This window comes from Acinetobacter sp. UBA3461, assembly GCF_002381195.1.
GTDB classification, from domain to species: Bacteria; Pseudomonadota; Gammaproteobacteria; order Pseudomonadales; family Moraxellaceae; genus Acinetobacter; species Acinetobacter schindleri.
This window is the reverse complement of sequence record NZ_DFRO01000038.1, coordinates 60,103-71,956: the sequence shown is the minus strand read 5'-3', so window position 1 is coordinate 71,956 and position 11,854 is coordinate 60,103. Positions and strand designations below refer to the sequence as shown.

12 protein-coding genes and 1 other RNA gene are annotated in these 11,854 nt (G+C 41.7%); 2 read left to right on the top strand and 11 right to left on the bottom strand.

All coding sequences use genetic code 11. The features are described from left to right. Positions 1 to 22: 22 nt before the first annotated feature. The gene (locus tag B3D47_RS10825) at positions 23 to 112 is read left to right on the top strand and encodes a hypothetical protein (RefSeq protein WP_414631723.1); all 90 of its coding nucleotides are present in this window, start codon (positions 23 to 25) and stop codon (positions 110 to 112) included. A gap of 211 nt (positions 113 to 323) precedes the next feature. Here the strand turns inward: B3D47_RS10825 and ffs are convergent. Continuing rightward, positions 324 to 420, bottom strand: an RNA gene (ffs, locus tag B3D47_RS10820) — signal recognition particle sRNA small type. 293 nt (positions 421 to 713) lie between these two features. Between ffs and B3D47_RS10815 the strand changes: the two genes are divergently transcribed. Beyond that, entirely contained in the window at positions 714 to 1,535 is an 822-nt protein-coding gene (locus B3D47_RS10815; RefSeq protein ID WP_005221754.1) for a YbgF trimerization domain-containing protein, read from the top strand. 56 nt (positions 1,536 to 1,591) lie between these two features. Here B3D47_RS10815 and lpxA read toward each other — a convergent pair whose 3' ends face one another. The 10 genes from lpxA to frr all read right to left on the bottom strand — a co-directional run bounded on the left by lpxA (position 1,592) and on the right by frr (position 11,778). Beyond that, complete coding sequence (gene lpxA / locus B3D47_RS10810; RefSeq protein ID WP_004894416.1) at positions 1,592 to 2,380, bottom strand: acyl-ACP--UDP-N-acetylglucosamine O-acyltransferase; 789 nt, start codon at positions 2,378 to 2,380, stop codon at positions 1,592 to 1,594. Next, positions 2,377 to 2,862, bottom strand: a complete 486-nt coding sequence (gene fabZ, locus B3D47_RS10805; RefSeq protein ID WP_026056779.1) for a 3-hydroxyacyl-ACP dehydratase FabZ — start codon at positions 2,860 to 2,862, stop codon at positions 2,377 to 2,379. Before fabZ ends, lpxA begins: the two co-directional genes overlap by 4 nt. Before the next feature lie 5 nt (positions 2,863 to 2,867). Continuing rightward, positions 2,868 to 3,938 carry a UDP-3-O-(3-hydroxymyristoyl)glucosamine N-acyltransferase gene (gene lpxD / locus B3D47_RS10800; RefSeq protein ID WP_048881676.1) on the bottom strand — a complete coding sequence of 357 codons (1,071 nt, stop codon included), beginning with the start codon at positions 3,936 to 3,938 and terminating at the stop codon, positions 2,868 to 2,870. Between the two features lie 3 nt (positions 3,939 to 3,941). Further along, a complete protein-coding gene (locus B3D47_RS10795) occupies positions 3,942 to 4,439 on the bottom strand; it encodes an OmpH family outer membrane protein (protein ID WP_163166250.1) in 498 nt (165 codons plus the stop codon). An 89-nt stretch (positions 4,440 to 4,528) separates the two neighbouring features. Next, entirely contained in the window at positions 4,529 to 7,039 is a 2,511-nt protein-coding gene (gene bamA / locus B3D47_RS10790; protein WP_286861985.1) for an outer membrane protein assembly factor BamA, read from the bottom strand. Between the two features lie 40 nt (positions 7,040 to 7,079). After that, the gene (rseP, locus tag B3D47_RS10785; RefSeq protein ID WP_286861983.1) at positions 7,080 to 8,435 is read right to left on the bottom strand and encodes an RIP metalloprotease RseP; all 1,356 of its coding nucleotides are present in this window, start codon (positions 8,433 to 8,435) and stop codon (positions 7,080 to 7,082) included. 3 nt (positions 8,436 to 8,438) lie between these two features. Further along, positions 8,439 to 9,635, bottom strand: coding sequence for a 1-deoxy-D-xylulose-5-phosphate reductoisomerase (gene ispC, locus B3D47_RS10780; RefSeq protein WP_286861981.1), 1,197 nt, complete (start codon positions 9,633 to 9,635; stop codon positions 8,439 to 8,441). Next, the gene (locus B3D47_RS10775; protein ID WP_163168256.1) at positions 9,636 to 10,460 is read right to left on the bottom strand and encodes a phosphatidate cytidylyltransferase; all 825 of its coding nucleotides are present in this window, start codon (positions 10,458 to 10,460) and stop codon (positions 9,636 to 9,638) included. 3 nt (positions 10,461 to 10,463) lie between these two features. Continuing rightward, positions 10,464 to 11,216 (bottom strand): polyprenyl diphosphate synthase, encoded by a 753-nt coding sequence (gene uppS, locus B3D47_RS10770; RefSeq protein WP_286861979.1) that lies wholly within the window; start codon positions 11,214 to 11,216, stop codon positions 10,464 to 10,466. A 7-nt stretch (positions 11,217 to 11,223) separates the two neighbouring features. Next, positions 11,224 to 11,778: a ribosome recycling factor gene (gene frr / locus B3D47_RS10765; protein ID WP_004812648.1), complete on the bottom strand. Its 555-nt coding sequence runs from the start codon at positions 11,776 to 11,778 to the stop codon at positions 11,224 to 11,226. Positions 11,779 to 11,854 lie beyond the last annotated feature (76 nt).

Below are 11,854 nucleotides of genomic sequence, written 5' to 3'. Positions count from 1 at the left end.
TGAAGTTACAAAAGATCCCAAAATCAAAGCCAAGCAGATTCGTTTTCTCATGTACCGGGGTTTTGAAATAGATGCCATTATGAAAGCGATTAACCGTAAAGCAGAAGATTGATTACTTTTTCTAAAGGCCTCAATGACTAAAAGTCTTGAATATTGAATTTTAAATAGTGTGGTGAACAAGCTTAAAGAGGAAATAAAACAACCATGAGCTGAGACATTAAAATAATAAGATATACAATTTGAGCTTATGAATAAAAGATTTGATTTGAGAATAGAAAATTCAAATTGGTATTGTTTTTATTATATTAAAAATATGGTGGCAACCCTACCAGCAAAGCTTCGGCACATCGCAGTTCTACTACCGTTGCTACCTTCCGGTCCTGGCGGGGTTCGCAGAGTGCAATTGCGAAGTAACCGGCAGGGCTACCATTGCAAGAACAGAGTATAGAGATTTTTAATGAACTTGCAAGCGAGAATACCAAAAAATCTGGTACAAGCTATCCATTTGATTATTTTAAAAACAATGTAGGATTAATTCAGGATTTTCTGTAAATCCGAGATACAAATTCCTGCCCGGAAAACCCCTTCAACTTTGTAAAAGCATGTTGCAATTCCCGGCAATGCCGTTTTAAATGTGTGGCATATACATTGAATAATTTATTTGATTGACCACCTTAAACGTTGGTTCATTCAAAACAACATGGATAAAATAGATGATGTTTAAAAAACATGTCTTATGCGCGTTCAGCATGCTCTGTACCACTTCGCTCTTTGCTGCAGTTCCAATTGAATCTCGAGGCTTAAGCCAGGGTGGTAACAGTACAGCACCTACCAACACCCTGCCTGCGATTTCCTCAGGAGTAGATACCCCGGTACAGACCAATATGAGCTGGCAATTGCTGCAAAAAAATCAGCAACTGGAAAGTGATATTCGTGGCTTGCGCGGCAAGATTGAAGAACAGGACAACGAAATCCAGTCGCTAAAAAGTGAACTGGCTAACCGCTATGCCGATCTCGATCAACGTCTTGAGTTATTACAGCAAAAGATTGATCCTGAACAAGGCACTGGGGAGGATAATCAACAGGATACTGCACCCAGCTCAGGAGCAGGCAACAGCAAGTTAAGCCAAGCTCAGACATCAACAGCTTCGAGCTCTTCTGCTCAACCCTCCGAGTTAGAAAAAGCCGCATATACAGTAGCCCTGGATGCCTACAAGAATGGCGGTGCCACAAAAGCGATTGCACCGATGCAGAATTTCATTAAGAATAATCCAAACAGCGTGTATATCAGCAATGCCTATTTCTGGTTAGCAGAGTTTAATCTGTCGATTGATCCACCGAATTTTACTGAAGCGAAGCGAAATTATGCCATTGTGGCAGACCGCTATCCAAATTCGGCAAAAGCTGCCCGTGCTTTGTATCAATTATATAATGTCAGCAGTGAAGTAGAGAAAAACAAGACCTTGGCTGCACAATATAAATCTCGCTTGTTGAAAAATTATCCGCAGTCTGAAGAAGCTAAATTCTTTAAATAAAAAGATTCAGAAATAAAAAAGACACCTGAAAAGGTGTCTTTTTTATGAATAGCCTATTAACGCACAATACCACGTTTAGACTGCTCCAAAGAATCAAGCAAGCGCTGTGCTTCAGCCACTTCTGGCAGAATCTCTGCACGAATTTTTTCAATTGCTTCTTGTGTGGTTAAACCTGATTTATAGATCAGTTTAAATGCCTCACGTAGGCCATTGATTACATTTTTCGACCAACCCTTACGACGCATCCCTTCCACATTCATTGCAAATGCATGCGCAGGATTGCCGGAAACCATTACATAAGCAGGCACATCTTTAAGAATCAGTGATGCACCACCGATCATGCTATAAGAATCAATCTTACAGAACTGATGGATACCTGAGTTACCCCCAATCACCACATAATCACCCACATGGACGTGACCAGCTACACCAACATTATTTGCAAAGATATTGTGATCGCCCACCATACAGTCATGTGCAATATGCGTATTTACCATCAGCAGGTTATGACTGCCGATTTTGGTAATGCTATTGTCCTGAACAGTACCACGGTGCAGACTGCAATGTTCGCGAATCTTGTTATGATCACCAATCTCAAGCCAGGTTTCTTCACCTGCATATTTCAGGTCCTGACAAACTTCTCCCACACTCGCAAACTGGAAAATCTCATTGTGTTCGCCAATGCGTGTGTACCCACCCACAACGACGTGTGAATGAAGTTTGGTACCTGCACCAATAGTGACATTTGGCCCAATAATACAGTAAGGACCAATTTGAACATCTGAAGCAATTACTGCAGATGAGTCAATAATGGCAGTTGGATGAATAAGGGAGTTATTGCTCATGCCTGCTCGACTTTCTGATGCGAAACCATAATTTCCGCGGTTGTTGCGACTACGCCATCTACTGTGGCTATACAATTATATTTGTAAATGCCACGTTTTTGCATCACTAATTCAGCTTTTAATACCAATTGGTCGCCTGCAACCACTTGTTTTTTAAATCTAACCTTCTCAGCACCAGCAAAAAGGAACAAAGAGCCCTCTGTTGGAGTCTCATTGTTCATGACGAAACCAAGAATACCTGCTACCTGTGCCAATGCTTCTACAATTAGCACACCTGGCATGATTGGGTAATTAGGAAAATGGCCCTGTAAAAACTCTTCATTAATTGAAACGTTTTTATAACCCACGATGCCATTATCAGTAATATCTACCACGCGATCCACAAGCAGGAATGGATAGCGATGAGGCAAATACTCACGAATCTTTTGAATGGTCATTGGCAATTCAGGCTTCGTGAATGTAGGCAAATTCGATTCTGTCATCATAATTATTTACGCAACTTAAATGTTGATTCAATGGACTCAATTTGAGACTGCATATGATCAAGGCGTTTCATTACCTGGGTCAATGGCACATCTGCTAATTGTCTAATGCGAACCACTGTGCGCTTCCACTTCTGATTTTCAAACAATCCGATACCTGAAGAATATTTTCCAGCTTCAGAAATATTATTTGTCACCATTGACATTCCGGTCAAAGTCACATTATCCGCAATATTCAGGTGTCCTGAAATCGCTGTAGCCCCACCAATGATACAGTTTTTGCCAATACTGGTACTGCCTGCAATCGCTGTTTTTGCTGCAATGGCAGTGTTGGCACCAATTTTAACGTTATGAGCGACTTGCACAAGGTTATCAATAATGACGCCATTTTCCAGAATTGTGTCATCCAGAGCACCACGATCAATACTGCAATTAGAACCAATACGGACATCATGACCAATACGTACCGACCCTAATTGTGCAATGCGGTGCCATTTACCTTGATAAGGCGCAAAACCAAAACCTTCACTGCCAATGACGCTGTTGGCATGGATACGTACCCGGTCACCAATTTTTGTTGTACCGGTCAAGGTCACATGAGCATCAATAAAACAGTCTTTACCAATTTCTACCTGGTTATCCATCTGCACATGGGACTGAATGACCGTATTTGATCCAACTACACAATTTTCACCGATCACCACATAGTGACCAATATAGGCGTCATCTGCAATTACAGCCGAAGGATGAACCTGTGCCGTACTTTCTATACCACGTTGAGTCTGCTTTTGCTCAAATACATGAGTCAGCATTGCAAAAGCAAGATAAGGATTTGCCACGACAATAAAGTTCTGATGTGAACTTAGCTGTGTTTTAAGCTCAGCTGTCACAATCAGAGCACCTGCCTGGCTTTGAGCTGCCTGTTCCAGATATTTATCAGCAGTAACAAACGCCAGATCCTGTACTGTTGCATGCTCAAGACTTGCCAAGCCTCTTAACTGCAAATCGGACTGACCTATACACTCACCTTGCACCAGACGAGCGAGGTCAGCTAATTGAAGCTGTTGATGATTCATTGATTATTTAATTGCATTAACCTTTTGAATCATTTTATCAGTTAAATCATACTTAGGGTCATAGGCAAGCGCGCTATTTTTATTCAAAACCACATCCAGCTTGTTTTCTTGGCGTAATTGTTCAGCGACTTGCTTCACACGTGCATCAAATACAGTACGAACCTGCTGAATAGAGCTTTGCGCGCTAGTCTGTATAGCTTGCTGTAACTGACCTAACTCTTTAAATTTTGCCTGATATTGTTCTTCGAGCTTTTTCTTATCTGCCGCACTCATTTTAGGGTTTGCCTGGGCACGTTGCTGAATGGCTTCCAATTCTTTATTTAGCTGCTCAATTTTGGCGGTTTGTGGTTTGATAGTCTGCTGGAATGACGTATTTTGCTGTTTTAGATATGTGCTATTTTCTACCAAACGTTCTAGATCAATTACTCCAACACCAGCTGCCTGTACCGTTGAAGTTAAAGTTGCCACAGCGATACCCATCGCCATCATCATTTTTTTCATCTGTATTTCTCTATCTATAAAAATGGCCTTACAAATAGTAATTTCTTACTATTCACAAGGCCAAGTAATATTAACTTTGGTTAATTAAATTAGAAGGTACGACCAATTTCGAATTGAACACTCTTAGTATCGTCACCTTCTTTATCATTCAACGGATATGCATAACTTAATGATAATGGGCCGATCATAGTAATCCAGGTAAAGCCGGCACCTACGCTATAACGCATGTTATCCAGTTCAAAACCGAAGTTATCTTTACAGTATTGTTTCGCGCTAACACCTGGATCATTTCTACCATTCAAGTATAGATTACCTGATGGCACATCACATTGAGTATCAAAGACCTGTGCACCTTCAGCGAATAGTACTGGACGAACCTGACGTGCCCAATCTCCTTTAAATGGAACTGGAAGCACCAATTCTGTACCAAACTGAACTAAAGCATTACCGCCTACTTCTTCAGGATCATAATCGCGAGTACGTGATTCGTTATATGTAACACCTGGGTATTTAGGACCCAAAGTACTGTTTTCATAACCACGGACTGAACCAAAACCACCCGCATAGAAGTTTTTATAGAATGGCAAATCATTACCATAACCGAGCTTACCATAGCCACGAACTACAAAATTCTTGCCTAACGGGAAGTAAGCTTGCGCATCATAGGTCAGCTTTTGATATTCCACATCACTACCTGGCAAGGCAATTTCACCATTAATACGATGTGAGAAACCAGTTGTAGGGAAGATTGGGCGGTTTAAGGTATTATATGACCAGCCTAAATTAAGATTATAGGTCAGGAAATCCCCTTTAAACTCATCAGGGAAAGGCTCCCAACCTTGATCATTCGTACCACAGGTTCTATCAGTTTCATTCCATAGTCCATCTGGACAATATCTTCCTGGGTTACCGGTTTCCTTACCACCATTTGCTAATAAATAGTCACGTACATAGGTAGAAACGTATGGACCAGTCGTAACATCGGTCTGATCAATATTCAGACCAAAACTAATACTCTGGTTCTCATCGATTGGATAACCAAAGTTAATCCCACCACCAAAACTATCTGTTACATAGTTGTTGACGTTATAGTCATCATCCAGTTTGGTTTTACGGTAGTACAGATTATAACCACGACGTACCCCATCAATAGTAAAGTATGGATCGGTTACACTCAGGTTATAGTAATCTTGAGTTTCAGAGCGTGATAGATCTACCGATACACTATTCCCTGTACCTAGGAAGTTGGTTTGACTTAAACCAGCCTGGAAGGTAACACCACCACTTTGCGAGAAACCAACTGCCAAGGTACTTGTCCCGGAATGCTGCTCTTCAACTGCAACATTTAAATCGATCTGATCCGGCGAACCAGGAATACGCGCCGGTTTAATATCAACCGATTTAAAGAAACCAGTACGTTCCAGACGGACCTTAGACAGATCAATTTTTTCGTTACTAGCCAGTGCGCTTTCCATCTGACGCATTTCACGACGTAATACTTCATCCGCAGTTTTGTTATTACCAGTAAAATTAATGCGACGTACAGTCACCTGCTGACCTGGGTTGATGTAATAATTTAAGTCAACCAGTTTAGTATCTTTATTAATTTCTGGAACAACATTTACTTCAGCGAAATAATAGCCAGCATTACCATATTTACGCAGTAATAACTGTTTAACCGCATTCACTTTTTCCTGTGAATAAATTTCACCGTCTTTGTATAGTTGTAAAACTTTGAGTTCATCTGGTGAATAAAGCGCATCACCCAGGAATTTGGTCTCACCAAATTTGAATTGCTCACCTTCATCTACCGATACTTCAATAAAGACATTTTTCTTATCTTCACTCAGGTTCAGACTTGAGTTATTGATATTGAAGTTGATATAACCACGGTTCAGGTACATGGCACGCAAAGCTTCAAGGCTTGCTGCCATTTTCTCACGTGCATAACGGTCATTACGGGAAATAATCGAATTCCAAGAGCTTTCCTTGATTGCAAAAGCCTGCTTGATCTCATCTTCTTTAAAGACCGTATTCCCAATAATATTAATGTCAAAAACTTTTGCAGCCTTACCTTCCACAAATTCAATCAGAAGATCGACACGGTTATTTGGCTTCGGTGTAGTCTTTACTGTAATATCTGCATCATAACGACCTTGCTGCATATATTGCTGTTCAAGCTCGGTTTCTACAGTTTGCAGAGCAGATTTTTTTAGAACCTCACCTTCAGCAAGACCCATTTTTTTCAAACCTTCTTCCAAAGCTTCCTTCGGAATCAGCTTGTTGCCTTTTAGTTCAATCTTGGAAATAACCGGGCGTTCAACCACCTGGAATATTAGTGTATTTCCAGCTTGAGTTGCCTTGATATCATCGAACAAGCCTGAGGCATACAGACTCCGGATCGCATTGGCAATAATCGGATCATTAACACGATCACCACTATTGATTGGCACCAGGCCATACACATTTTCGGGAGTGAGACGAACCAGTCCGTCAAATTTTATATCTTGTACTACGAATTCATCTGCTGCATATACTTGTTGTGCAACTGCCATAGCACTAACGAGTGCCAAAGGCATAAATAAATGTGTGTGCTGCATGCCAGTCTTTTCCGCTTGTTAATTTATTCCATCTACGTTGTTATAAACGCATAAAATCATTAAATAGTGCAAGTAGCATCATACTACCCAGCAATACCATACCAATTTTTAAGCCAACCAATTGTATTTGTTCAGAAACAGGTTTACCACGTAATAATTCAATAAAATAGTAAACCAGATGTCCACCATCAAGCATTGGAATTGGCAGTAAATTTAATATCCCTAAACTTACACTCATTAGCGCCATAAAGGAAATAAAAGTTTGCCATCCCATTTCCGCACTTTGACCTGCCACTTTGGCAATCGTGATTGGACCAGATAAATTATCCAGACCAATCAGACCACGAACCATCTTCACAATCGAGTTAAGAATCATCGAAGACAGTTGTGTCGTTTTGTCAAAAGCCATGACCAGTGCTTCAGTCGGACTATATTGAATTGTCTGTTTATATTCTGCCGGGATGGTGATTTTGCCTGGGTCACTTTGTACACCCAGCATACCCGTCACTTTACCCATATTGTCACGTTTCGCCTGTGGCATCACCTGTAAATGCACCACCTGGTTATTACGTAACACAACTATTTTTAATAATTTTTCTGGTGATGCCTGGACAACCTGTACCACATCAAACCAGTTTTTCATCGCCACCCCATTAATGGCAATGATCTTGTCACCTTCCTTCATGCCTTGGCGGATTGCAGCCCCATCCTCACTGAGCTTAGATACCACGGCAGGAATTTCTGGACGATACGGTATAAAACCTAAAGTATCCAGTGGAGACTGTGACTGATCTTTCAGAAAACTCTGAATCGGCAATTGGAAACTTTTTATCTGTCCATCACGTTCGGCCTGAATCGTAATCAGCCCGGTTTCACCAACACGATCAACCAAGGCATAATTCAGCTTTTCCCAAGTTGCGACTTCAGTGCCATCCACTGCGGTAATTTTGTCACCTTGCTGCATTTGTGCAGCAGCGGCAGGTGTATTAGGCAGAACTTGACCTACACGGGTATTTAACTGCTCTTGTGCAGGTAAAAATAAAATCCAGAATAGAATCACTGCAAAGAAAAGATTAATTAAAGGACCAGCTGCAACAATCGCGATACGCTTCCACGGATGTTGACGGTTAAATGCTTTAGGCAGATCCTCTTCAAGTACATTACCTTCACGTTCATCCAGCATTTTGACATAGCCGCCAAACGGCAAAGCAGAAAGCTGATACTGGATACCAGACTTTTTTGAAGTCCATTTGATTAGCGTTGGACCAAATCCAATTGAATAAACTAAAACCTTTACGCCAAGTTTTCGAGCTACAAAGTAATGTCCAAATTCATGGATCGCAATCAGGGGACCCAATAACAGAATTGCAGCTGCGATAATAAACAAGGCGTTCATGGCTTAACTTCCTTTATTCACAACAAATTGACGGGCGATATCACGCGCCTGCCGATCAGCCTGAAGAATCACTTCCAGCTGATCTGCTGTCCGATTGTCCATCGAATTCAGCGTATGTTCAACTATCTGAGGTATTTGAGTGAAAGTAATTTTCTCATGCAAAAATGCTGCCACAGCAATTTCATTGGCTGCATTCAGAATAGCAGGCGCAATCCCGCCTTGCTGCATTGCCTGACGTGCCAGTTTTAATGCAGGAAAACGCTGGGTATCCGGTTGCTGAAAATTCAGTTGTGAATGTACAAATAAATCTAATGGAGCGACATGCGTACTGATCCGCTCTGGCCATGCCAAGGCATGTGCAATCGGGGTACACATATCTGGATTACCCATTTGCGCCAAAGTTGAACCATCTACATATTGAACCATGGAATGAATAATACTCTGTGGATGCACGACAACTGTAACAAATTGTTCTTTTACTGCAAATAAATGACAGGCTTCAATCAGTTCCAAACCTTTATTCATCAAGGTTGCTGAATCTACTGAAATTTTCTGACCCATCGACCAGTTCGGATGCTTGCAGGCTTGTGCTGGTGTGACCGTCTGCAGCTGCTCGAAAGTATGATTTAAGAATGGACCACCAGAGGCAGTTAACAGAATCTGCTGTACACCCAGTTTTGGCTGACCGTTACGCTCAGCATCGAAGTAATTCGCCGGCAAACACTGGAAAATTGCATTGTGCTCTGAGTCCACAGGTAGCAATAAAGCCCCATGATCACGAGCAGCCTGCATCATAATATCACCAGACATCACCAAAGCTTCTTTATTAGCCAACAGGACGCGTTTTCCCGCTTTGACCGCAGCCAATGTCGGCAAAAGGCCAGCTGCACCAACAATCGCCGCCATGACCACATCTACTTCTGGATGTTCAGCAACTGCAATCAAGCCCGCTTCATCTGGTAAAATTTCTATTTCGGATAACTGATGCTGTTTCAGCAATTGTGCCAGTTCATCTACTTTAGAGGCTGGCACCACAGCGATTTTTGGTCGAATCTGCTTACAGATCTCGACCAGTTCAGCAATACGGCTTTGTGCAGTCACAGCATATACGCTGTAAGCTTCAGGATGTCGCTGCAGGATTTTTAAAGTACTTTGCCCAATAGAACCTGTAGCACCCAGTATACAAACAGCTTGTGACATTTATAAATCTACGCCAATTAGTTTTAAGACATACATGCCTGCAGCAAAAATCGGTGCTGCAGCAAGGAGAGAATCAATACGGTCCAATACACCACCATGTCCTGGCAGAATACGTCCCGAATCTTTAATACCAGCACGACGTTTGATCATCGATTCAAATAGATCGCCAAGCACAGAACTAAAGACTGTTAATACTGATAAAATCAGGAATAAAAGTAGTTCGGGAATACTGATATCGAGATAAAGTAATGTGACTGTAATGACAATCAACATGGATGTGACGATTCCGCCATACAATCCTTCAACCGATTTGTTTGGACTAACTTTCGGTGCGAGCTTTTTATTGCCGAACTTGCGTCCAATAAAATAGGCACCACTGTCTGCCCCCCAAACCAGCAAAAACAGATACATTAACCACCAAGGTGAATGCTGCCAGACTGAGTAGATTGCAGTGACCGCCGCCGAGATCAGGATCACACCAATGCCATTTAAAGTAACATTGTACCAGCCATCATATTCAGGATAGGATTTAACCCAATAGATGCTGAGAATCCAGGTCAAAATCGATGCCGCCCAAAGCAGCATGGAGATGTCTGAAAAATAGAGTGCAAGTGCTGAAAGAACTGCTGTGAGTAAGCCATAACCCCAAGCAAACGGCTTAATTACTTTTTCCCCCTGACGTGGCATGAGTTTAAACCACTCATAACCTGCCACGCCTGCAGCAACGACCATCAACACAAACATTGGGTAATATACAGTAGTGGCAAACATACAACTGAGTACAACAGCCACCAAAACCAATGCGGTTATAATCCGCTCTAACATGTATTAATTCTCAAGTTTCTCTTGCTGAATCTGTTCTGATGTTTTACCAAACCGACGTTCACGTCCACCAAATACGGCAAAGGCATCGTCAAGTTCTTCCGTGGTAAATTCTGGCCACAAGGTTTCAGTGAAATACAGTTCCGCATAAGCTGCCTGCCAGAGCAGGAAGTTTGACAAGCGAAAATCCCCACCGGTACGGATTAACAAATCCACAGGTGGTAAATCACTAAGACTTACATATTGACCAAAAACATCAGCATTAATTGCATCAAGTTCTAATTTATTTGTTAAAACATCCGCAGCAATTCGCTTCGCAGCCTGCGCCATATCCCACATACCACCATAGCTAATGGCAATAGTGAGCGTCATGCTATCGAACTTAGCAGTCCTTTCCTCAGCATGCAACATCAAAGCTTGCAGCTCTGGAGATAAACGGCTGCGATCACCGATAAAGCGTAAGGCAATATTGAATTTTTCCATGCGCGGTAACTGTTCATGGATGGTGTCTTCGAGCAATCGCATGAGCAGATCCACTTCATACTGCGGACGATTCCAGTTTTCACTCGAAAACGCAAATACAGTTAAAGCCTGGATTTTTCTTTTTCTACAGTGTTCTACAATCGGGTCAAGAACGCTTTTACCTTCCTGGTGTCCTTCACCTTTTTGCATCTGATTTTTTTTGGCAAAACGATTGTTGCCATCCATGATGATGGCAACATGTTTTGGAAGACGGGAACTCTCTTCAGAAACGGTCATTGATGAATTAGACCTTCATCAATTCAGCTTCTTTTGCAGCCAAACGTTTGTCAACTTCAGCAACATATTTATCGGTAATTTTCTGGATTTCGTCAGAAGCACGACGTTCTTCATCTTCAGAAATTTCTTTTTCTTTCAATAAAGCTTTGATATCGCCCAAAACATCACGACGAATGTTACGAATCGCAACTTTAGCGTTTTCAGCTTCGTTACGCGCAACTTTCTGCATGTCACGGCGAGTTTCTTCAGTTAACGCAGCCATTGGCACACGAATTGCGTCAGCAGTAATCGGGTTAAGCCCTAAATCTGATTCACGAATGGCTTTATCAATTGCAGCAACCATTGAACGTTCAAATGGTTGAACCAGCAAGGTACGTGAATCTTCAACACCTACGTTTGCAACCTGGTTCAATGGCACGTCAGAGCCATAGTAAGGAACCATAACACCGTTCAAAATCGATGGATGCGCACGTCCAGTACGAACTTTGGCAAAACCATGCTCCAACGAGTCAAGTGACTTGTTCATACGGTCTTCTGCGTCTTTTTTAAGATCGTTAATCATATGATCTTCCTTACTTAATTCTAAAAAATGTAAAAGCTAAATTTTGACTAGTATAAAGTGCTTCAAGGCTCACGTC

Bases quoted from the DNA above. Each gene is read 5' to 3' on its own strand.
- B3D47_RS10795 (WP_163166250.1), bottom strand. From the start codon at position 4,439: ATGAAAAAAATGATGATGGCGATGGGTATCGCTGTGGCAACTTTAACT.
- B3D47_RS10775 (WP_163168256.1), bottom strand. From the start codon at position 10,460: ATGTTAGAGCGGATTATAACCGCATTGGTTTTGGTGGCTGTTGTACTC.
- fabZ (WP_026056779.1), bottom strand. From the start codon at position 2,862: ATGACAGAATCGAATTTGCCTACATTCACGAAGCCTGAATTGCCAATG.
- ispC (WP_286861981.1), bottom strand. From the start codon at position 9,635: ATGTCACAAGCTGTTTGTATACTGGGTGCTACAGGTTCTATTGGGCAA.
- lpxA (WP_004894416.1), bottom strand. From the start codon at position 2,380: ATGAGCAATAACTCCCTTATTCATCCAACTGCCATTATTGACTCATCT.
- frr (WP_004812648.1), bottom strand. From the start codon at position 11,778: ATGATTAACGATCTTAAAAAAGACGCAGAAGACCGTATGAACAAGTCA.
- B3D47_RS10815 (WP_005221754.1), top strand. From the start codon at position 714: ATGATGTTTAAAAAACATGTCTTATGCGCGTTCAGCATGCTCTGTACC.
- rseP (WP_286861983.1), bottom strand. From the start codon at position 8,435: ATGAACGCCTTGTTTATTATCGCAGCTGCAATTCTGTTATTGGGTCCC.
- uppS (WP_286861979.1), bottom strand. From the start codon at position 11,216: ATGACCGTTTCTGAAGAGAGTTCCCGTCTTCCAAAACATGTTGCCATC.
- lpxD (WP_048881676.1), bottom strand. From the start codon at position 3,938: ATGAATCATCAACAGCTTCAATTAGCTGACCTCGCTCGTCTGGTGCAA.
- bamA (WP_286861985.1), bottom strand. From the start codon at position 7,039: ATGCAGCACACACATTTATTTATGCCTTTGGCACTCGTTAGTGCTATG.